General features: G+C 72.8%; 13 protein-coding genes. 3 read left to right on the top strand and 10 right to left on the bottom strand.

Going from position 1 to position 22593, the window contains the following annotated elements; genetic code table 11:
- Nucleotides 1–40: 40 nt before the first annotated feature.
- The 3 genes from ACZ607_RS23670 to guaA form a co-directional block, all read right to left on the bottom strand.
- Entirely contained in the window at nucleotides 41–1309 is a 1269-nt protein-coding gene (locus tag ACZ607_RS23670) for a hypothetical protein (protein WP_469737506.1), read from the bottom strand.
- A 129-nt stretch (nucleotides 1310–1438) separates the two neighbouring features.
- Nucleotides 1439–2194 (bottom strand): SAM-dependent methyltransferase, encoded by a 756-nt coding sequence (locus tag ACZ607_RS23665; protein ID WP_469737504.1) that lies wholly within the window; start codon nucleotides 2192–2194, stop codon nucleotides 1439–1441.
- Nucleotides 2195–2343: 149 nt separating this feature from the next.
- Nucleotides 2344–3930, bottom strand: coding sequence for a glutamine-hydrolyzing GMP synthase (gene guaA / locus ACZ607_RS23660; RefSeq protein WP_399996586.1), 1587 nt, complete (start codon nucleotides 3928–3930; stop codon nucleotides 2344–2346).
- 315 nt (nucleotides 3931–4245) lie between these two features.
- Between guaA and ACZ607_RS23655 the strand changes: the two genes are divergently transcribed.
- Nucleotides 4246–4557, top strand: coding sequence for a chorismate mutase (locus ACZ607_RS23655; RefSeq protein WP_469737502.1), 312 nt, complete (start codon nucleotides 4246–4248; stop codon nucleotides 4555–4557).
- Between the two features lie 316 nt (nucleotides 4558–4873).
- Here the strand turns inward: ACZ607_RS23655 and ACZ607_RS23650 are convergent, their stop codons facing one another.
- Nucleotides 4874–6634, bottom strand: coding sequence for a peptidase (locus ACZ607_RS23650; protein ID WP_469737500.1), 1761 nt, complete (start codon nucleotides 6632–6634; stop codon nucleotides 4874–4876).
- Nucleotides 6635–6935: 301 nt separating this feature from the next.
- Here ACZ607_RS23650 and ACZ607_RS23645 point away from each other — a divergent pair, with 301 nt between their 5' ends.
- Nucleotides 6936–7949, top strand: coding sequence for an LAETG motif-containing sortase-dependent surface protein (locus tag ACZ607_RS23645; RefSeq protein ID WP_469737498.1), 1014 nt, complete (start codon nucleotides 6936–6938; stop codon nucleotides 7947–7949).
- Between the two features lie 87 nt (nucleotides 7950–8036).
- On the opposite strand, the gene ACZ607_RS23640 is transcribed toward ACZ607_RS23645, so the two are convergent.
- The 6 genes from ACZ607_RS23640 to ACZ607_RS23615 form a co-directional block, all read right to left on the bottom strand.
- Complete coding sequence (locus ACZ607_RS23640) at nucleotides 8037–9884, bottom strand: GMC oxidoreductase (protein ID WP_469737496.1); 1848 nt, start codon at nucleotides 9882–9884, stop codon at nucleotides 8037–8039.
- Nucleotides 9885–9928: 44 nt separating this feature from the next.
- Nucleotides 9929–11566, bottom strand: coding sequence for a succinic semialdehyde dehydrogenase (locus tag ACZ607_RS23635; RefSeq protein ID WP_469737494.1), 1638 nt, complete (start codon nucleotides 11564–11566; stop codon nucleotides 9929–9931).
- Between the two features lie 239 nt (nucleotides 11567–11805).
- Nucleotides 11806–13497 (bottom strand): protein kinase domain-containing protein, encoded by a 1692-nt coding sequence (locus tag ACZ607_RS23630; protein WP_469737492.1) that lies wholly within the window; start codon nucleotides 13495–13497, stop codon nucleotides 11806–11808.
- A 117-nt stretch (nucleotides 13498–13614) separates the two neighbouring features.
- Entirely contained in the window at nucleotides 13615–16755 is a 3141-nt protein-coding gene (locus ACZ607_RS23625; RefSeq protein ID WP_469737490.1) for a protein kinase, read from the bottom strand.
- A gap of 222 nt (nucleotides 16756–16977) precedes the next feature.
- Nucleotides 16978–18996: a serine/threonine-protein kinase gene (locus tag ACZ607_RS23620; RefSeq protein WP_469737488.1), complete on the bottom strand. Its 2019-nt coding sequence runs from the start codon at nucleotides 18994–18996 to the stop codon at nucleotides 16978–16980.
- Between the two features lie 373 nt (nucleotides 18997–19369).
- Nucleotides 19370–21076 carry a glycerol-3-phosphate dehydrogenase/oxidase gene (locus ACZ607_RS23615; RefSeq protein ID WP_469737486.1) on the bottom strand — a complete coding sequence of 569 codons (1707 nt, stop codon included), beginning with the start codon at nucleotides 21074–21076 and terminating at the stop codon, nucleotides 19370–19372.
- 251 nt (nucleotides 21077–21327) lie between these two features.
- Between ACZ607_RS23615 and ACZ607_RS23610 the strand changes: the two genes are divergently transcribed.
- Entirely contained in the window at nucleotides 21328–22590 is a 1263-nt protein-coding gene (locus ACZ607_RS23610; RefSeq protein WP_469737484.1) for a nucleotide sugar dehydrogenase, read from the top strand.
- Nucleotides 22591–22593: the final 3 nt, after the last annotated feature.

Genomic DNA, 22593 nt, shown 5'->3' with positions numbered 1-22593 from the left:
GGCGTGGGCGCGACCAGAGGGCTTTCAGGCGAGTCGGGGCTCAGTCCGTGACATCGATGAGGCAGGAGTTGGTCTCCACCCCCGCGGCCGTCACGACCTGCACCTCCACGGCCCCCGGTTCGACCTCGACGGGCACCGGCACGGTGAGCACGGTGTCCGCCGGGTTGGCGAAGCCTCCGGTGACCGGGATCAGGGGGACGTGGACGTGCACCCGGCCGATCCTGACGACCACCCGTGCCAGCCGGTCGGGGCTTCCGGCGCCCGGGGGTACGAAGCCGGCGCCGCGGATCTCGATGTCGTCGCCGGTACGGATCGGGGCGTCGAGGTCCCCGGCCTCCCTGGCCCGGACGACCGACAGGACGACCGGGCGGCCGCCCTCCGCGTACTTCCCCGCGAAGTACGTCGCCGCCGAGACGGCCACCAGGACCGCCAGGCCCCACGGCAGGTCCGGCAGTTGCTCGGGGCGGCGGGCCAGGCGGACCGCGGCGAACAGTACGGCGACGGTGCTGACCAGCACGTACTGCACATCGGTGAAGCTGCCGCGCCCGGAGTCGTCCGTCAGCAGGTCGGCGGCCCGGGGCCGGTCGGCCCGCAGCTTCTGAAGCCGCTGTCCGAGGACGCGTACGGTCACCACGCGGCGGACGACGACGGCGACGGCGCACACCAGCGCGAGCACGGTCAGCACGCCGGCCGAGCGGACCAGGTCCAGGCCCTCGATCAGGGTGTCGCGGTCGGCGTGGTCGGAGGCCCAGGCCAGTTGCAGCGCGAGTACGAGGACGGCGAAGACGGCGAGCAGCACCCAGGAGGCGGCGACGGTGCGTGAGGTGGAGAGCCTGTTGTCCTCGCCGATCAGCGGGGCGAGGAGACCGCCGCGGGCCCGGTGGACACGGGCGGCGCCGGTCAGCAGGCCCGCCGTGACGAGTGCGGCGAACAGGCCGGCGGTACGGGCGGTCGACCAGCCGGCCCCGATGGCGGTGGCCGCCTCGCCGATGACCAGCAGGGCGACGCCGCCCCAGACCACGGTCAGGGTGCGCAGCCAGAGGGCGTGGAGCCAGGCGTCACCCGCTTCCCGCCCGCGGTCGGCGACCGTACGGGCCGATTCGGTCAGCTCGTCCGACACCCACTGGCGGGACGCGGAGACCGACTGGGCGACCCCGCCGGGCAGGCCCTGCCCGGCGGCGAGTTCGTCCCGTTTGGTGAGGAAGGCCGCCACGGCCCGCCGGTGACCCTCGCGTGCTCCGTGCGGGCAGTCACCGCACGTACAGCCACCGCCGTGCGTACTTTTCGCCCTCGCCTCGTCCAACGCCACGGAGAACGCCGCCCTTTCCTGCCCCGGTAGAACCAACTCACCTGTGATTTCTGCGAATTGTGCCGTACGGAGCGGCCTCGTCCCACATCGGGGCGGGCCGTGGGCGCGTGTCGTGGATATGTGCGATTTTCAGGCGCCCAGTACGAGGTAGGCGAGGCCCAGGGTCCCTCGGTACCCCCCGTAGTACCCGGTGCGGCGCGCGTCGACGGCCTCGGTCACCGCGGCGTGCAGCCGGTGGCCGGGGTTGGCCAGTGCCCAGCGTTCGCCGCGCCCGATGTTGGCGGCGGACTCGAAGAGGTCCCACTCGCGCCGGTCGGCCACGGTCACCTGGAGCGGCCGGAGCCCGGCCGCCTCCGCCTGCCGGATCAGGTCCAGGAGCGGGCCGAAGTCGCCGGCCTCCGCGCCGAGGCCCTCCAGGGCGGCGGGCGAGGGCTCCCGCTCCCAGAACCCGTCGCCGAACAGCACCCGGCCACCGGGGCGTACGGCCGCCCGCAGGGCCTTGAGCGCCTCCGGGGTGCCGCCCGGCCAGGCGTGCGAGGCACCGATGGAGACGGCCAGGTCGTAGCCCTCGCCCTGGTACTCCGCGGCCGGCACCTCGTGGAAGCGCACCCGGTCGGTGAGCCCCCGCTCCTGCGCCAGGCGCCGGCCCCGCGCGACGGCGTCCGGGTCGGTCTCGACGCCGTCCCCGCCGGAACCGGGTGCCGCTTCGACCAGGCGCATCAGCAGCTCACCCCAGCCGCTGCCGAAGTCGGCGATCCGGGCGCCGGGTGCGGGGGCGCAGGCGGCGATCAGCCGGGCGGCGTGTTCCTCGGAGAGCGGGGTGTTCCAGGTGAGGTGCTCGTTGCCGGGGGCGGACATGAGGGCGCGTACTTCTTCGGCGGACATGGGGCCGCACCATTCCACGGGCGGCGGAGTCCTGCCACCGGATTAGCGCGCTCCCCGTGGAGCTGCGTCCCGCCCACCCGGATACGCCGATGCCGCCGCCCGGACGAACGGGCGACGGCATCGGTGCCGACCTCAGGAGTCCCGGGGGGTCACTCCCACTCGATCGTCCCCGGCGGCTTGCTCGTCACGTCGAGCACCACGCGGTTGACGTCGGCGACCTCGTTGGTGATGCGGGTGGAGATCTTCGCCAGCGTCTCGTACGGCAGGCGCGACCAGTCGGCCGTCATGGCGTCCTCGGAGGAGACCGGGCGCAGCACGATCGGGTGGCCGTAGGTGCGGCCGTCGCCCTGGACACCGACGCTGCGGACGTCCGCGAGCAGGACCACGGGGCACTGCCAGATGTCACGGTCGAGGCCGGCCGCGGTCAGCTCCTCGCGGGCGATGGCGTCGGCCTCGCGCAGCAGGTCGAGCCGCTCCTTGGTGACGTCGCCGACGATACGGATCCCGAGGCCGGGGCCGGGGAACGGCTGGCGCTGGACGATCTCCTCCGGCAGGCCGAGCTCCTGGCCGACCATCCGGACCTCGTCCTTGAACAGCTGGCGCAGCGGCTCGACGAGCTGGAACTCGATGTCGTCGGGAAGCCCGCCCACGTTGTGGTGGGACTTGATGTTGGCCGTGCCGGTGCCGCCGCCGGACTCGACGACGTCCGGGTAGAGGGTGCCCTGGACGAGGAAGGCGACCTCGGGGCCGTCCTCCTGGAGGATCTCCAGCTGGGCCTGCTCGAAGACGCGGATGAACTCGCGGCCGATGATCTTCCGCTTCTGCTCCGGGTCGGACACACCGGCCAGGGCGTCGAGGAAGCGCTTCTCCGCGTCGACGACCTTCAGCTTCGCGCCGGTCGCGGCGACGAAGTCCTTCTCGACCTGCTCGGTCTCGCCCTTGCGCATCAGACCGTGGTCGACGTACACGCAGGTGAGCTGGGAGCCGATGGCCTTCTGCACGAGGGCCGCGGCGACCGCGGAGTCCACGCCGCCGGAGAGACCGCAGATGGCGCGCTTGTCGCCGACCTGCTCGCGGATCAGGGCGATCTGCTCCTCGACGACGTTGGTGGTCGTCCAGGTGGGCTCGATGCCCGCGCCCCGGTACAGGAAGTGCTCCAGGACCTGCTGGCCGTAGGTCGAGTGCATGACCTCCGGGTGGTACTGGACGCCGTAGAGCTTCTTCTCGTCGTTCTCGAAGGCGGCGACGGGGACGACGTCCGTGGACGCGGTCACGGTGAAGCCCTCGGGGGCGGCGGAGCAGGCGTCGCCGTGCGACATCCAGACCGGCTGCTCGGTGGGCGTGCCCTCGAAGAGGGTGGAGCCGGCCTTGGAGACGGCGAGCGGGGTGCGGCCGTACTCACGTGCGCCGTTGTCGTCGACCGTGCCGCCGAGGGTGGTGGCCATCAGCTGGAAGCCGTAGCACATGCCGAAGACCGGGACCCCGGCCTCGAACAGCGAACGGTCGAGGCTGGGCGCGCCCTCCGCGTACACCGACGAGGGGCCGCCGGAGAGGATGATCGCCCGGGGGTTCTTGGCCAGCATCTCGGCCACCGGCATCGTGGACGGGACGATCTCGCTGTAGACCCGGGCCTCACGGACGCGTCGGGCGATGAGCTGGGCGTACTGGGCGCCGAAGTCGACAACCAGGACGACGTCGGTCGTGGTGTCGGGGGCGGCGGGGGGTGCTGCTGGCACGGGGGCGGCCTTCCGGCGGTGGAGAGGGGGTCGGTCCTCCCAATTCTACCGGCCGTGGAACATCGCCCAGCCGGGCTCCCGTCTCACCATCCGGGCCCGGCGTGGACCCGGCCCCGGGCGGGGTCCATACTTGCTTCCATGCGTCAGCACACGATCTTCGTCTTTACCTATGGCACCCGGTCCGCCGGCTGCCATGGTCGTGCTGCTTGAGCAACTGACAAGCAACGTTCCAGGCGCCCCGGGCCGACAGGCCCGGGGCGTTCTGGCGTTCCGGACCCGTCGCTCCGGGGGCCCACAGCCCACCAGGAGTCACAGATGACCAGCACCACGAGCACCGCACCCGTGAAGACGGCCGCCGAGCGGACCGGCGCGCACACCGACGAGGCCGCCTCCCTGATCGGGGGCGCCCGGACGCGCATCGACGCGCTGGACGACCGGATCATCGGCCTCGTCCAGGAACGGATGGCCGTCTCGGCGGTGATCCAGGAGGCGAGGATCACGTCCGGCGGCCGCCGGGTGAACCTCTCCCGGGAGATGGACGTCCTCAGCCACTACAGCGATGCCCTGGGCAAGCCGGGCACGGCCCTCGCCATGACGCTGCTGGAGCTGTGCCGCGGCCGGGTGTGACGTCCGAGGAGCCGGGTGTGACGTCCGGGAAGGCTGTACGGCCGCACCCGCGTTCGGGACCGGTCTCACCCGTACGGCGCGTGACCGGGTGCCCGACGGCTTCGTTGGTCCGGGTGTCCGTGCCAGCCAGGGGCGGCATCGGTAGGAATCCACGCGTGGCTCCGCCGGGACGTGTGGCGTGCCCCAGGTACGCCGTGGGACCACGACCCGGCGCGTGTGACCGGTCGGCAGGGGACAGCAGCCCGGTCACCCATGTGCGGCCGGTTCCGGGGACGCCCGGGACCGGCCGCCGAATGGACCGTCGTGAGCGGCGGCCTCAGACCCGCTCGGCGCGGCGCCGGGTCGTCGCGTACAGCACACCGCCCGCGGCCAGGGCGATCACCGCGGCGGCGGTGGCCATGAGCGCGACCGAGCCGGTGGAGGCGAGGAAGCCCCCGGTGTCCGTCGACGCGGAGCCGGACGTGCCGCCCGTACTCCCGCTCGAACCGGCGCCGGCCGAGGCACCCGCGGTGCCGGACGTCTGCGCGTCCTGACCCCCTGTGCCCGCACCTGTGGTGGAGCCGCCTGTGTCGTCGGATCCGGATCCGGAGCCGGGGCCGGGGCCGGGGCCGCCGTCGCCGTCGCCGTCGTCGGAGCCGTTGAGCACCAGCCGCGCGGTGTTGTCGGCCGGCTTCGGGTCGAAGGGCAGCGCGGGGTCGCTCAGCCAGGTGTTGCGGATCCGTACGGCGCCCTCGGCGTCCGGGACCCGCTCGGTGATCCTCAGGTCGAACGGCAGCGAGATCTCCGCCCCGTCGCGCACGGTCATCGACGTCTCGCAGACGTAGCGGGGCGCGCCGGTCTGGTCCTCGCGGTACCCGCCGTCCGCCGTCACACCCCGGCAGGAGTCCGGCTTGTGGGTGACCGCGGCGCCTTCGGGGACGGTGAAGTCGAAGGCGGCGACGGGCTCGCCGGACCGGATGTAGCCGATCCAGGCCGGTCCGTCGTTACGGAAACCGAGGTCCGCCGTGACCGTCTCGCCCACGGCGCCGTGGGCCGTGTCGCCCACCGCCACGAAGTTCGCGGTGTTCTCCGTGCGGAAGTCGGCCTCCTGCTGGTTGTCCCGGGGATCGAGGTCCGCGCTGCGGGCGGAGGACGTGACCTTCTTCAGGGTCAGCGGTGAGCCCGTGCCCCGGGTGAAGGGCGCGCCCGCCCGCTGTGCGGAGCGCTGCGCCGCGCCGTCCTCGTCGATGCGGTAGATGAAGGTGTCGTAGAAGGCGCGCTCGGTGGCCTTGACGGGCAGCGGCTCCCCCAGCGTGTACGTGGCGCCCGGTTCGTAGGTGCCGGGGACCGAGCAGAGGGCGGTGGACCAGACGAAGCCGGCGAAGGGATCCTCTCCGGCCTCGCCGTCGTACTCGCAGTTGGCGTAGCGCTGCGGGAGGTCGAGGCCGCGCGAGTACTTCAGGGTCAGCAGGACTCCGTCGGCGGCCGTGGTGCCCTTGTTGGTGAACGTGATCGGTGCGGCCTGTACGTCGCCCGGCCGGAGCTGCTGCTCGAAGGGGAGCCGCTTCATGACCAGGTCGGGGCCGCCGACGGTCACCTTCGCGGTGAACGGGGTAAAGGTGACCCCGTCCGCCGAGCCGGTCACCTCGATGGCGCCGGAGGCACCGTCCTCGCTGCCCTTCGCCGCGGCGAGGTCGAAGTCCGCGACGGAACTGAGGCCCGCGTAGACGCCGTAGTCGTGGCAGACGGCCGTGGCCCCGGTGATCTCGCAGTCCGCTCCCGTGTCCTCGGCCGGGGTGAGCTCGGCGATGCCCGCGATGCCGCTGAGGTCGAGGGTGTAGGTCACCTCGCCCTCGTAGCCCATGCTCTCCTCGTCGGGGTCCGGGTTGTGGACGGTGAGCCCGAACGAGGACTTCTGGGGGCTCCCGGTCTCCGGGTAGGGGTGCACGGCGGTCTCGGCGGGGCCGCCGAGGGTGAGGACGGGGGTGTCCGCCCGCGCCGGTGCGCCGACGGCGAGCGAACCGGCGGCCAGCAGCCCGGCGGCGGCGAGACCGCCTGCCGCACGGCGCAGCGCTGTTCTCGGGGAAAGGCGTGTCATCGCGAACCTCTGAGGATCGGCGGAGCTGTGTGACTGCTGTGACGCAGTACGGGTTCGACCTCGCAGCCGTACGAAGAGTTGCTCCGTTCAAGATCACGGATTGGGCACGGTGGGCCGGGTGGGGCGAGTGTGGCGAGCGCCACATAAAGATTCTGTGAAAGTCAGGACAACCGTTTCTCCACTTCACAGGTCATGCATGGCGAACACACCGGCTCGTTCCGTGCCCCACAACGGCAGGCCCGTTCATCCTTTTCAGACGTACCGCGGTGCACGCGGTACCACGGACCCGCTGAGGCCCCAGATGAAGCTTCGCCGCACCCTGGCACTCGCTGCCGCCACCGCCGTCATAGGCCCGGTCGTCCTGCTCTCGGCGCCGGCCGCGTTCGCGGACCCCGAGACCACGACGACCGAGACCACCTCGCCCGCGCCGACCGAGACCCCGAGCGGGACGCCGTCGGAGACCGCCTCCCCCGAAGCCACCGAGTCGGAGACCGCCACGGCCACCCCGTCGGCCACGGAGTCGTCCGAGGAGACCGAGCCCGGCACGGCCTCCCCGACCGCGACCGCCACCGAGTCGCAGTCGCCGTCCGCGACGCCGACGCCCACCGCTTCCGAGGACGAGGACGAGGACGAGGGGGACGAGCCGCTCGACGAGTGCACGCCGCGTCCGCTGGAGCTCTCCATCAAGGGTCTCTCCGGCAAGATCGCGCGGGGCAGCGGCTGGGACCGCTTCACCTTCAACGTCTACAACGACTCGTCGAAGACCGTGAAGAACGTGGCGTTCTTCGCGGGCGCCGCCGCCGACAAGGCTGGCGAGAAGCTCTTCAGCACCAACCAGATCGAGCTCCAGGCCTTCAACGAGGCCGAGGGCACCTGGGAGAGCATCGAGGAGTTCGGCAGCACGAGCGGCTACGTCGGCGAGACCGACGAGATCAAGCCCGGTTACGAGGTCGACATCGACCTGCGCATCAAGGTGAAGGCGAGCGCCCCGGTGGGTGCCGGCTTCAGCCTCGGCGGCGGGCTCGTCTTCGGCGAGGACTTCGAGGCCGAGCCGTGCTTCACGGACGTCGCCTACAAGTTCCAGATCGTCGACGCCGGTGACGACGACGGCACGAAGCCCCAGGAGGGCGGCAAGATCCCCGTCCCCGACACGAAGCCGGCCGGCGGCACCACCAAGGTCACCGGCAGCCTCGCCGAGACCGGTTCGTCCTCCACCACTCCGGTGATCGCCCTCGCGGGTGGCGCGGCCGTGGTGCTGGGTGCCGGCGCGATGTTCGTCGTGCGGCGCCGCAAGAACGGTGAGGCCGCCGCGTAAGGCGCGTCACCTGCAGGAACGTCGAGGGGCTGCACTCGGAGGGGGGTGCAGCCCTTCGGCGTTTCCCGGGCCGGTCGTCCGAAGGGCTCAGGCGTCCGACGCGGCCTTCTTCGGCGGCACCGCCGGCATCCCCAGGAACGGCAGCTTCAGCGCGCCGAACGCCTCCTTCGGCACGGCGGGCGTCCTCGGCTCGACCGCGGCGAGCCGTTCGTACGCCGCGTCCTGCGCCGGGCGCGGGTCCGCCTCTCCCTTGTTGGGCCAGAAGGACATCGCGCGCTCCGCCTGCGCCGTGATGGTCAGCGACGGGTTGACGCCCAGGTTCGCGGAGACCGCGGAGCCGTCGACCACGGAGATGCCGGAGTGCCCGTACAGCCGGTGGTACGGGTCGATGACCCCTTGTTCGGGGCTCGCCCCGATCGGGCAGCCGCCCAGGAAGTGCGCGGTGAGCGGGGTGCCCATCAGCTCCCCGATGTTCGATCCGGCGAATCCGTTGATCTCCTGGGCCAGCAGGGTCGCGCCCTGGGTGGCCTCGGCGATCTGGGTCGGGTTGGGCGAGCCGTGGCCCTGCCGGGCGGTGAGCAGGCCCTTGCCGACGCCGCCGGGCTTGCGGTACGCGGTCAGCGAGTTGTCCAGCGACTGCATGACGAGGCCGATGATGGTCCGCTCCGACCAGCGCCGGTTGGACAGCGAGCGCACCAGCAGCAGCGGGTGCTTGGCCACGTTGCCGAACCAGCTCAGCACGCGGTGGGTGCTGTAGGGCACCTGGAGGATGGTGAGCGCGCCCATCGCGTTGGAGCCCTTGCCGTAGCGCACCGGCTCGATGTGGGTGTTCTCGTCCGGGTGGATCGACGAGGTGATGGCGACGCCCCGGGTGAAGTCGGCCTTGGCGGTGCCGTGCTTCTTGCGGTAGCGGCGGTCGCTGGTCTGCGCCCCCACGAGGCCCTCGGAGTTGGTACGGGTCAGTTCCCCGAGCCGGGACGACAGCCGGGGCAGCAGTCCTTCGTCCTTCATGGTGTGCAGCAGGGTCTGCGTGCCGTACGTGCCGGCGGCGATGACCACCTTCCGGGCCCGCAGCACGGACGGTGCCGCCTTGCGCCGCCGGTTGGTGGGCACGGTCGAGACGCGGTAGCCGCCCTCGGTGTCGTCCGTGACCGCGACGACGGACGTCATCGGGTGGATGACCGCGCCGGCCTTCTCCGCGAGGTACAGGTAGTTCTCGTTGAGCGTGTTCTTCGCACCGTGACGGCAGCCCGTCATGCACTCACCGCACTGGGAACACGCCTTGCGCGCGGGGCCCGCGCCGCCGAAGTACGGGTCGGGCGTCTCCCCGCCGGGCTTCGCGTGGGCCGTGCCGTCGGCGTCCTGACCGTCGCCGAAGAAGACGCCGACCGGGGCGAGGTGGAAGGTGTCGCCGACGCCCATGGACTCGGCCACGGCCTTGAGATGGACGTCCGCCGGGGTCACGGTCGGGTTGAGCCGCACCCCGAGCATCCGCTTCGCCTGGTCGTAGTACGGCGCCAGCTCGTCCTTCCAGTCGGTGATGTCCGCCCACTGACGGTCCTCGAAGAACGGCGTGGGCGGTACGTACAGGGTGTTGGCGTAGTTGAGGGAGCCGCCGCCGACACCAGCGCCGGCCAGCACCATCACCTTGCCCAGCAGATGCACCCGCTGGATGCCGAACAGGCCGAGCGCGGGGGCCCACAGGTAGTTCTTGACGTCCCAGGAGTTCTTGGGCAGCGTCGCGCGGGTGAAACGCCGGCCCGCCTCCAGGACACCGACCCGGTAGCCCTTCTCGCTGAGCCGCAGGGCCGAGACCGCGCCGCCGAAGCCCGAGCCGACGACGAGGACGTCGTAGTCGTACGCGTCGTCGTACGTGTCGTCGTCCGCCTGAGCGGACAGGGCGGCCTGTTTCTGGGCAGGGCTGTCCTGGGACATGGCTCTCCTCGGTACGAAAAGGGCAGGTAGGGGTGGAGGCGGGGTCAGCGCAGCCGGAAGGCCTTCATCGCCTTGAGGCTGCGGCTCATGAAGGCGGCGTACTTCTCGTCGTCCATCCCGAAGGCCGGGGCCAGGGGCATCAGCCGCTGCTGGGCGACCGTCTGGGCCTCGGTGTACTTCAGGATGCCCTCGGAGCCGTGCCGCCGGCCGAGGCCGGAGTCCTTCATGCCGCCCATGGGTGACTGGACGCTGCCGTACGCGGGTGCGTACCCCTCGTTGATGTTGACCGTGCCGGTCCGCAGCCGGGCGGCGACGCGGTGGCCGCGCGCGGCGTTCTTCGTCCAGACACTGGAGTTGAGGCCGTACGGGGTGGCGTTGGCGAGGGCCACCGCCTCGTCGTCGTCGCCGAAGCGGTAGATCGAGACGACCGGGCCGAAGGTCTCCTCGCCGCAGACGGCCATGGGCGCCTCGACGCCGTCGAGGATCGTCGGCTCGTAGAACAGGGGGCCGATGTCGGGCCGGGCGACACCGCCCGCGACGAGCGTGGCGCCCTTCTCGACGGCTTCGGCGACGTGCCTGCTGACGGTCTCCAGCTGGCGTTCGCCCACGAGGGAGCCCATGTCGGCGCCGTACGCGAGGGAGTTGCCGAGCCGCATCGCCTTCGTACGGGCGGCGAAGCGCTCCACGAAGGCGTCGGCGACCGACGCGTGCACGTACAGCCGCTCGATGGAGATGCAGAGCTGACCCGCGGAGGAGAAGCAGGCGCGGACGGCGCCCGCGGCGGCCTTCTCCACGTCGGCGTCCTCCAGGACCAGCATGGCGTTCTTGCCGCCGAGTTCGAGGGATACGCCGACGAGCCGGGCGGCGGCTCCCTGGGCGACCTCGCGGCCGGTGCGGGTGGAGCCGGTGAAGGAGACGTAGTCGGCGCGGCTGACGACCTCGGGGCCGACGACGGGCCCGTCGCCGAGGACGACCTGGAACACCTCGGCGGGCAGTCCGGCCTCGATGAGGAGGTCACGGGCCCACAGGGCGGTCAGCGCGGTCTCCGTGTCGGGCTTCATCACGACGGCGTTGCCGGAGACGAAGGCGGGCAGCGCGTCGCCGACGGAGAGTTCGAGGGGGTAGTTCCAGGGCGCGATCTGGCCGATGACGCCGCGCGGCTGACGCAGTTCGGTGACCTTGGTGAGGGTGGGGACGACCCCGGTGTGGCGCCTCGGCCTGAGGTACGAGCCGGCCTTGCGCCCGTAGTGCCGGGCGGCGACGGCGACGGCCTGCACCTCCTCGTGGGCGTGCAGCCGGGCCTTGCCGGTCTCCAGCTGGATGAGGTCGAGGACCTCCGACTGGCGTTGCAGGACCAGGTCGTGGAAGCGGAGCAGTACGGCGGCCCTGGCGCGGACCGGTGTCGCGGCCCAGGCGGGCTGGGCGGCGCGGGCGCGGTCGAAGGCGGTGGCGACGTCCTCGGGGGTGGACTCGGGCAGGTCGGCCAGCTTCTCCCCGGTGAAGGGGCTGTGGTTGGCCGTGCGGCCGGACCCGATGACGTCACGGGTCAGCTGGGCGATCACCTCGGGGGTGACCACGTCGGCTGCGGTGCGCGCCCCGGCCGGGGCGGCGGCCACCGGGTTGGTGCCGACGCGGGCGCCGGAGGCGGCGGGGGTGGTCGTGGAGGCCTGCGAGTCCGTCATGAGGGCGAGAGTATGTCGGCCCGACCACTTTGGGTACCCGTGGGTAACAGGTTTTCACAGAGCCCGCCAGGGACGTGTGCCGCACCGGGCCATACAGCCAGTGATCACTGGCGGCATAACCGCTGATCAGGGGCGATCCGGCGTCCCTCGCGGGATCGGGCGTCAGGAATGGTGAATCTTCGGCCGCCCGTCCGCCTCGGCGTGGTGCGTACGGGGGCGCCCGCCGCGGGGGCGGCTCCTCAGCCCGTCTGCTCCGGCGGTTCCCAGCCGCGCAGCATCGTGTCGAAGAGCTCCCGTGTCTCGGCCCAGTCCTCCTCGGGGCCCGTCATGTAGAACGCGTACTCGGGCCCGCCGGTCTCGGCGAAGTACATCTGGTCGATGCCGTGGCGGGGCCCGGGGAAGTCCTTGGACTCGACCCAGGTGAACTCCCAGAGGGAGCCGGGCCGGTCGCGGAAGACGTTCTCCTCCATGGCCAGCTGTTGGTACTCCGGCAGACGCCTGGCCAGGTCCTTCTCGATGCTCCGCATGTGCGCGTACGAGTTGGTGAAGTCGGGCTGCGGATCGAGGCTGATCCGGATGCGGTGCGCGCCGTTGTCCGGGGTGTAGTCGATCTGGCCGTCGTTGTCCTGCCGCTCCCAGCCCTCGGGCACCACGAGGCTGAAGCCCTCGGGGTCGACGACCCGCTGCCAGCCGTCGGGGACGTCCTTCGCGGCCTGGTCGGCCGGCTCGTCCCCGGCCTTGTCCTTCGCCTTGTCCTCCGCCGTGTCCGCGTCGTCGGCGGAGGGGGCGGGCGCGGGGTCGGCGGACTGTTCCACCCCGCCTCCGGTGGCGCCCCGGTCGTCGTCCGCCGTCTTCATCGCGATCAGGCCCGCCGCGCCGCCGATCAGGGCGGCCAGCACCACGACGAGCACCACGGTGCGCCATCGGCCCCGGCCGCCGCCGCGGGTGGTCCGCTCCGTGGTGTACGGGGGCACCGGGGCCTGCGGCGGCAGGGGCTGGGCGAGCTGTGCGGTGGAACCGTCCGGGGTGGAGAAGGCGCGCAGGTCGTCCTCGGAGACCCGCTGCGTCGGGACGTGCGCCTGAGCGGCCCGGGGCTTACGTCCCTCCATCGCGTCCAGCAGCATGCGCTCGGTCTCCTCGGCCGTCGGCCGGTCCGCGGGATCCTTGCGCAGCAGGGCGGTGATCACGGGTGCCAGCGGGCCACCGTGCACCGGCGGGGGCGGTTCCTCCGTGACGACGGCCTGCATGGTGGAGATGGGGGACGTACGGCGGAAGGGCGAGCTTCCCTCGACGGCCGTGTAGAGGGTGGCGCCCAGGGACCAGAGGTCGGAGGCGGGGCCCGGGTCGCCACCGCGCACCCGCTCGGGCGCCAGGTAGTCGATGGAGCCCACCAGTTCACCGGTCCTGGTGATGGTGGAGTCACCCTCGATCGCGGCGATGCCGAAGTCGGTGAGCAGGACCTGGCCGTCCCGGGCGAGCAGGACGTTGGCCGGCTTCACGTCCCGGTGCAGGACACCCGCGCCGTGGGCGGCCCGCAGGGCGCCCAGCACATGGAGGCCGATCCTGGCCGCCTCGCGCGGCTCGACCTCGCCGGACTCCTTCGTCGCGTCGGCGAGCGAGGGCCCGTCGACGTACTGCATGACGATCCAGGGCCGGTTGTCGTACTCGATGACGTCGTGGACGGTGACGACCGCCGGGTGCGTGATGCGGGCCGCCGCGCGCGCCTCCTTCTGCGTACGGGCGTGCAGCACGGCGCGGTCGGCCTCGGCGACGTACAGCCCGGCGGTCAACTCCTTGACCGCGACGGTCCGGTTGAGCACCTCGTCCTGGGCGCGCCACACCTTGCCCATGCCGCCTCTGCCCAGGACGTCACCCAGTCGGTACCGCCCGGCCAGTACGATCCCCGCGTTCGTGCCCTGCGCGTGTTCCACGTGTGTCCTCGCCCCGTTCCTCGGTACGACAGGGTACGGAGGCGAGGCGGTGCCACGTAACCTCGCATCGCTCACGAGACCGCACTGTGATGCTTGTCGCCTCCCGCTGTTGCGCCGTCAGGAGTTCACGCGGTAGGAGGAGATGGCCTGCTCGTAGATCTCGGAGATCCTGTCGCGCTCGTTCTCCGGGCCGATGACCTGGACGATGTGGTACCTGCCGTCCACGATCATCACCAGGTTACGGACGTACACCTGGCGGCCGTTGCTCTCCTGCCAGGTGAACTGCCCCTCGGCCATGGCCTGTCGGCCGACGTCGACGCGGCGCAGTCCGGTCGAGGTGGCCCAGCTGGAGTCCCGGAACGGCTTCAGCTCCGGCTCCGCCGTGCGCTGGTAGTCCAGCGGGTCGCTCCCGTTGGCCTTGACGGTGTCCCTGCCGGGCACGACGAGCACGGTGAACCCGTCGCTGCCGTAACGGACCTGACGGTCGGAGCCGGCGGGGCTGCGCTGCCAGTTCTCCGGTACGCCGATCTCGAAGCCCTCGGCGTCCTTGCGCAGCTTGTACCCCGACGCGAGGGCCGCGGCGGAGCGGCTGGTCTGCGGCTTCTCCGAACCGGACGAGCCGGACGAGCCCGAGGATTCCGAGGAGTCCGAGGAGTCCGAGGAGCCGGACGAAGCCGATGCCGACGGCTCGCCGGACGCGCTGTTGCCGGGGCCGGGGGTGGCCGCCGCGGAGTCCGAGGGCGCCGCTCCCGTCCCCGTACCCGACTCGGGCATGAACAGCATGGCGTACGCGATGGCGGCGGCCATCAGGAGCAGGATCAGGACCAGCAGCAGCCGTCCCAGCCGGCGCGGCGCGCGGCCACCGGGCTGCGGCTCACGCAGGACCTTGGGCCCCTTGGGTTCGCGGGGCGCGCGCGGCGGCTTCTCGTACGCCTGCGGCCGCTCGTACGTCTGCTGCTCGCGGCGCTGCGGCTTGCCCTGGCGGTGCCGGCCGGCGCCACCGCGGCCCCGACGGCGGCGCACCAGCTCGCCCCGGCGGCGTACGACGGGGAGGCGGGCGGCGTCGGCGGGCGGCAGGGTGACGACGTCGGCGCCGGCCTCGGGCTCCGGGGCCGAGCGCACGAGGGAACGCAGCCAGCCGCGCAGCTCCTCGAAGTCGGGGCGCTCCGTGGGGTCCTGGCGCAGCAGCGACTCGACGACGGGGCGCAGCGGGCCGCACTCCTCCGCGAAGGCGGGAGGCTCGCCGCAGACCATCTGGACGAGCTCGGCGGCGTTCTCCTCCGGGTACGGCGCGTGGCCCTGCACGGCGCGGTAGAGCAGCGCGCCGAGCGCCCACAGGTCGGTGGAGGGGCCGATGGGCGGGGCGAGCTGCCAGTTGTCGTGGACCGGACCGGCCTGCTCGGGGGCCCATCGCTCGGTGACGGCGCCGACCACGGCGATACGGGCCTGCCGGGCGCGTTCGGCGGCGAGCGGCGTGGCCGGGCCACGGTAGGCGGGGGTGTCTCCCCGCCCCGCGACGACCTCGTCCCACCCTCCGGCGGGGGTACGGGCCGCCACCGGCTGCGGCAGCCGGTCCCGGCGTTCCACGGGTCCGCCGCCGAGGCGCCGGGAGTCGGCGCGCAGCGCGTCCTCGCCGGAGCCGCCCGTCCCTCCGGAGCCGCCGGCGGGCACGGGGCGGCCGGCGGCCGGGCCGTCGTCCCAGGTGCCGGCGAGGTGGACACGCCGGCCGGGAGGCGTGGGGCCGGGGCCCTCGTCGTCGTCCTCGCCGTCGTCGTCATCGTCGTCGTCGTACGCGTAGGTGTACGGCGGATACGTGTCGTCGGCCGCCCTGCTCCAGCCACCGGGCAGCTCCGGCCGTCCGGGGGCGTCAGGGGCGGCGGGGGGCGCGGCGGGGTCCTCGCGCCGCTCCGCGCCGGGGGTGTCGTCACGGTCGTGCTCGGCGCGCTTCCGCTCCTCGCCGGCCCGGGCCGCGGCGCGGGCCCCCGCACGGTAGGCGGCGATGGCTCCGGCCCTGGCGGCACGCAGCTGCGCGGCGCTTCCCGCACCGGGCGGCACCACGGGCAGGGAGGCGGGCGGCGCGACCTCGATCTCGGCACGGGGGCCGGGGGCCGGCACCCCGTCGCTGGACGCGCGGGGGCCGGGCAGGGCCTCCGGGGCGGCCGGCTCCTCGGGGCCGGGCAGGGCGGCGTGGGCATCGGCGTCGGCGTCGGTGTCCGGCCGGGACGGCGCCGGAGGGCCGTACGGTCCGGACACGCCGGCCGGAGCCCCGTAGGTCCCGGCCCCGCCGACCGGAGCCCCGTACGGGTCGTACCCGGCGGGCGGCACGGCATATGGGCCCTGCCCGGCGTACGGGCCCTGCCCGGCCGGCCCCTCTTCGGCGTACGGGTCCTGCTCGGCGTACGGATCCTGCCCGGCCGGCCTCTCTTCGGCGTACGGGTCCTGCCCGGCGTAAGGGCCCTGCCCGGCCGGCCCCTCTTCGGCGTACGGGTCCTCCCCCGCGTACGGGTCCTGCTCGCCGGGGCTCTCCTCGCCGGCCGGGAGGGCGTACGCGTCCCGCTCCGGGCCCTGAACGGCGTACGGGTCCTCGTCCTCGGCCGGGGGCTCGTACGGGCCGGTGGGCCCCGATTCCACCGCCGGGGGCCCGTAGACGTTCTCCTCGTCCGGATCCGGGTGCGGCGCCGGCACGTAGCCGCAGAGCGCCTCCTCGGCCGCGCCCGCGGCGAGCCCCGTCAGCACGACGCGGCCGTCGTCGCAGACCAGCACCGTGCGGACCGTGATGTTGCGGTGCGTCCAGCCGTGCGCGTGCAGCACCCGCAGGGCCGTGAGGACGTCGGAGCCGATCTCGGCGGCCCGGTACGGGTTGAGGGGCCGCTCCGCGAGGAGCGCGGCAAGCGGCCTGGCGGCGACCAGCTCGCTCACTATCCAGAGCGATCCCGCCTCCGCGAACACGTCGAAGACCTGGTCCAGGCGCGGATGGTCGGGCACCTGGGCCGCCGCCTGCGCGGCCTCGATCGCCCGCCGGACCGCCGGGTCCGTGGGCCGCCGCACCGTACGTCCGGTGGCGCGCCTGGCCGAGGGCAGACCGTCGGCGTCGAGCACCTCCGCGTCCACGACCTCCGGCAACGGCACCTGCCGTACCAGGACTTCCTGCCCGCTGTACGTGTCGAAGGCCCGCGTCTCGACCAGCTCGAAGGCGTCGGACGGGGGCAGCGGAAGGCGGTAGCGGTCGGCAAGCACCCGACCCGCGTAGTCGTCCACGACGCCTCCCCAGAGCGCGCTGTCCCCCGGTCACCGAGACCGCATCATTCCGTCAATTGCGGTCACTTGCTGTGCAATTGACCCACCATTCCGGCTGCGTACGGTCCTCGGCCTCTCACAATACGTGGCAAGTCCCGGCCGCGCGGCCGTGTCCGGCAACCCGGCCGCCCGGTCGGCCTCCCCGCGGGCCGCCCGGACGGGCGGCCCGGACGCCGGGGCAGGTCAGTCGGTCGGCTCGAAGGTGGCGAACGCCGTTTCACGCAGCGTCCGGCACTCGTCCTCGTCCCACGCGTCCGCCTTGCAGCTGATCATGATCGAGTAGCCGTGGCTGGCGTCGGCCTTGAAGCCCCGGTTGAGGACCCGGACCCGCATGCCCTGCTGGTTGCGGGTGAACTCCCAGTCCGCGACGGTCGGGTAGCCGTTGAACTCGACCTTCTTTATCCCGATGTGCTTGTAGCCGTCGCTGAGGCTCCTGGTCGCCGCGACGGCCCCCGCCCAGGCGGCCGCCGCATCGTCCTTCGGGGAGGAGTTGTAGTCGATCTGGACGCGGGGGAAGCCTCCGCCGGCGTTGTAGATCGCGCCGGAGTTCTGTCCCGCTATCTTGTCGAACTTGAAGGTCCCGGGCATCGCCATGGAGAAGTGGAACTGCTTGTTGGTGACCGTCTTGAATCCGGCGGGAAGCGCGTCCGGGTCCGGAGTCGGTTCGCCGGTCTCCGCCGAGGGCGACGCCTCGCCGCTCGGCTCTCCCTCTCCCTGGCCTTCCTTGCCGCCGTCCTTCGCGCTGTCGTCGTCCTTGCCCGCACCGCCGCCGGTGGCCTGCTCGGCGTCGCCGCCGGCCGTCGTACCGGCCGACACGGAGTCGCCCTTGGACCCGCCGCTCTCGTTGCCGGTGTCGTCGTCCCCGAGGGTGAGCGCCAGGACCGTACCGAGGACGGCGAGCACGACGACACCGGCGATAACCGCCAGCGTGCGGCGCGGCACGACATCGGTGATCGACGCACGGGGCACGGCGGGGCGCGCGGGCCCCGCGCCCGACGCCGTGGCGGCCGGGGCCGCGGCAGCCGCCGACGGGGACTTCGCGTTGCGCACGGAACGCAGGGCGCCGCGCAACCGGTCCTTCGTGCCCTCGGCGAGCCCGGACGCGCCGACCGGAGTGGTCGCGGAGGAGGACGCGGAACCGGAGGCCCGGCCCGCGTTGGCCGGGCTGCCGGAGGCCGCGGCGGCCCCCGCACCGGAGGCACCGCCCTCGCCGACGGAGGCGGAGAGGGCACCGGCGGCGGCCGCGGCCTTCTTGCCACCGTTCCTGCCGCCCTTGTCGCTCCCGGCGTCGCCGACCGTGGGCAGCGCCATGACCTGGGTGGAGTCGGCCGGAGGCACGGCGGGCTGGTCGGGAGCGTTGATCACCGCATTGAGCAGGACCCGCGCCCCGGCGTCGTCGAGCCGCTCGTCGGGGTCCCTGGCCAGCAGGCCGTAGATGACCTCCTCCAGCATGCCCGCGTGCACCGGCGGTTCGACCGGTTCCGTCATCACGGCCGTCAGCGTGGCGATCGCCGAGCCCTTGTCGTACGGCGGGCGGCCCTCGACGCTCGCGTACAGCAGCCCGCCCAGCGACCACAGGTCGGCGGGCGGCCCCGGCTTGTGGCCGCGGGCCCGCTCGGGCGAGATGTAGGAAGGGGCGCCGACGAGCATGCCGGTCGAGGTGACGGAGGGGTCGCCCTCGACCTGGGCGATCCCGAAGTCGGTCAGGACGACCCGGCCGTCCTCCGAGATCAGCACGTTGGACGGCTTCACGTCACGGTGCAGGATGCCCTCGCGGTGCGCCGAACGCAGCACGTCGAGGATGGCGAGGCCGACCTCCGCCGCGCGCCTCGGCGTCAGCGTCCCGTCCTCACGGATCACCTCGGCGAGGGACTTGCCCTCGATCAGCTCCATGACGATCCACGGCCGGTCGTCCTCGTCGACCACGTCGTAGACCGTCACCGCGCTGGTGTTGCGGATCCTCGCGATCGCCTTCGCCTCACGCAGGGTTCGCGTGATGAGACGCCGCTTCTCGTCCTCGTCGATGGACGACGGGAAACGCAGTTCCTTGACCGCGACCGTACGCCCCAACGTCTCGTCGGCAGCACGCCAGACCGTGCCCATGCCGCCCCGGCCGAGCACCTCCCCGAGCCGGTACCGCCCCGCGAGGAGACGTCCGTCCTTGTCCCGTTGGGGCTCCCGCGCCTGCTCCGCCTCCGACATGCGTCCCCTCTGCGATCAACCCGCCCTGGCAGAGCGTTCATTGTCCCTCACCCCGGGACCGGTCCTGGTGCCGGGTCCGGGGTCGTCCACGATGTGGCCGGACCGGGGAACCCCCCTGCCGTGCCGGTGATCAGGGCGCTGCCCGGCGCCCCGCCGTCGCTGACTGCGCTCGCCCCGCGAACCGCGAGCCCGCCAAGCGAACCACACCTCACGACCGCATGGTCCTCCCTCCCCCGGCCCACCGTCGAGGGCGGCGCCCCGGCGGCCGCCGTTCCGGCGCACCGCGGACCCGGTGCCCGCGGGGGCCGCCGGGTCCGCCGACCGCCAGGACCTGCCCCTGAAGGGCCCTCAGAAGGGCCCCGCGCACGGGCCGTCAGAGAGGCAGGATGTCCGGCGCCCCCAGCCGTGCCGCGTCCGCCGTCAGGTCGTCGGGCTGCCGCTGGGACTCACGCTCGGCCTCGACACGCTTGCGGTAGTGCTCCACCTCCCGCTCGACCTGGCTCGTGTCCCAGCCGAGCACGGGCGCCATCAGATCCGCGCACTCCCGGGCGCATCGGGTGCCCCGGTCGAAGGTCTCGATGGAGATCCGGGTGCGCCGGGTCAGGACGTCGTCGAGATGCCGGGCGCCCTCGTGCGAGGCGGCGTAGACGATCTCGGCGCGGAGGTAGTCCTCGGCGCCGGCCAGGGGCTCGCCCAGCGACGGGTCGGCCTTGATGAGCTCCAGGAGCTCCTCGGTCATCGAGCCGTAGCGATTGAGCAGGTGCTCCACCCGGACGACGTGCAGCCCCGTGCGGGCCGCCATCCTGGCCCGGGCGTTCCACAGGGCGCGGTACCCCTCGGCGCCCAGCAGCGGGATGTCCTCGGTGACGCAGTCGGCGACCCGCTGGTCCAGCCCGTGCACGGCCTCGTCGACGGCGTCCTTCGCCATCACCCGGTACGTCGTGTACTTGCCGCCGGCGACGACGACGAGCCCGGGGGCGGGGTGCGCCACCGTGTGCTCGCGGGAGAGCTTGCTGGTGGCGTCGGACTCGCCGGCCAGCAGGGGGCGGAGCCCGGCGTAGACGCCCTCGACGTCGTCCCTGCCCAGCGGGGTGTTCAGCACGGAGTTCACGTGTTCGAGCAGATAGTCGATGTCGGCGCTGGAGGCGGCCGGGTGGGCCTTGTCCAGGTCCCAGTCGGTGTCGGTGGTGCCGATGATCCAGTGGCGGCCCCACGGGATCACGAAGAGCACCGACTTCTCGGTCCGCAGGATGAGCCCGGTCGAGGAGTGGATGCGGTCCTTGGGCACCACGAGGTGGATGCCCTTCGAGGCCCGGACGTGGAACTGGCCGCGCTCGCCGATCAGCGCCTGGGTGTCGTCCGTCCACACCCCGGTGGCGTTGACGACCTGCTTGGCCCTGATCTCGTACTCCGTGCCGCCCTCGGCGTCCAGGACGCTCGCGCCGACGACCCGCTCGCCCTCGCGGAGGAAGCCGGTCACCCGCGCCCGGTTGGCCACGTGCGCGCCGTATCCCGCGGCCGTGCGCACCAGGGTCGCCACATAGCGCGCGTCGTCCATCTGGGCGTCGTAGTACTGCAGGGCGCCGACCAGGGCGTCCTTCTTCAGGGCGGGGGCGACCCGCAGGGCGTGGCGCCTGGAGAGGTGCCGGTGGACGGGCAGCCCGCGCCCGTGCCCGGAGGAGACCGACATCGCGTCGTACAGCGCGACGCCCGAGCCCGCGTAGAGCCGCTCCCAGCCCTTGTGCTGCAAGGGGTAGAGGAAGGGGACGGGCTTCACCAGATGGGGCGCGAGCCGCTCCAGCAGCAGCCCGCGCTCCTTCAGCGCCTCCCGTACGAGCGCGAAGTCCAGCATCTCCAGATAGCGCAGCCCGCCATGGATCAGCTTGCTCGACCTGCTCGACGTGCCGCACGCCCAGTCCCGTGCCTCGACCAGCCCGGTCGAGAGCCCTCTGGTGACGGCGTCCAGCGCGGTGCCGGCGCCGACCACGCCCGCGCCCACGACCAGCACGTCCAGTTCGCGCTCGGCCATCGCGGTCAGCGCCTCGGCGCGCTCCGCGGGTCCCAGTGTCGCTGTCCTCACTGCTGCCTCCCGGTGATCCCGGTGCATCGGGTACGGCACGGGGGCGGAGACCGGCCGGAGGGCCGGGCGCCCCGTGCCCACCCCTCGATTCTGTCCGCGCTCCACGACTTCAGCCACCGCCTGTGGACAACACCCGCCCCACACGAGCCACAGAATGCGACATATAGGTCATATTTACGCCTAGTCTGACATAGCGCTGTCCCCAGCAGTTGCACTTTCCGTCTCTTGGTCTTAGGGAAAGGACGGCCCGCATGCCCGCAGACCTCGCCGTCATCGGACTAGGTCACCTCGGCCTGCCTCTCGCCCAAGCAGCCGTCGGTGCGGGTATCCACACCGTCGGCTTCGACACCGACCCGCGCCCCTTCGCCGAACTCTCGGCGGCCCGTACTCCGGTCGAGGGATCCCTCAGCGCCTCCGACATCCGCCGGATGCTCTCGGGCGGCTTCCGGCCCACCGCCGACCCGGCCGAGCTGGGCCGGGTGCGCACCGCCGCGATCTGCGCCCCCACGCCCCTCGGGCCCGACCGCACGCTCGACCTGCGCGCCGTCACCGACGCGGCCCGGGCCCTGGCCGCCCGGCTCCGCCCGCACACCACCGTCCTGGTGGAGTCGGCCGTACCGCCGGGCACCACGGAGAACCTCGTCCGCGCCCTGCTGGAGGAGGGCTCGGGGCTCCGCGCCGGCCGGGACTTCCACCTGGCCCACTCCCCCGGCCGCCTCGACCCCGGCAACCGCACCCATGTGTACGGCAACACCCCGAAGGTCATCGGCGGCCTCACCCCCGCCTGCACCGAGTCCGCCGCCGCCTTCTACGGGCGGCTCACCGACAAGGTCGTCCGGGCCCGCGGCCCGCGCGAGGCGGAGATGACGAAGGTCCTCGAAACCAACTTCCGGCACGTCAACATCGCCCTGGTCAACGAGATGGCGGTGCTCTGCCACGATCTCGGCGTCGACCTCTGGGACGTCATCAGATGCGCCGAGACCAAGCCGTTCGGCTTCGAGCCGTTCCGCCCCGGCCCCGGTGTCGGAGGCCACGGCGTCCCGGTGGACCCCGGCTGCTTCCCGTACAACAGCCGTACGCCCGGCCACCCGTTGCGCATGGTCTCGCTGGCCAAGGAGATCAACGACCGGATGCCGAGCTATGTGATCCAGCGCTGCGCGACCCTGCTGAACGAGCACGGCAAGTCCGTCCGGGGAGCCCGGGTCCTGCTGCTCGGCATCACGTACAAGCCGGACCTGGCCGACCAGGAGGCCTCACCCGCCCGCGAGATCGCGACCCGGCTCATGGACATGGGCGCCCAGATCGGCTACCACGACCCGCACGTCCTGGACTGGCGGGTGCGCGATCTGCCCGTCCCCCGAGCCGACTCGCTCTACGAGGCGGCCGCCGGAGCCGATCTGACGGTGCTGCTCCAGCACCACCGCACGTACGACCTCCAGGGCCTCGCCGTGAAGGCCCAACTCCTCCTGGACACCCGGGGAGCCACCCCGGCGGGTGCCGCCCACCGACTCTAGGAC

It is taken from the genome of Streptomyces sp. NPDC104381 (genome assembly GCF_055583745.1).
The sequence above is the reverse complement of the archived record's forward strand: the minus strand, read 5'-3'. Positions and strand labels throughout refer to the sequence as shown.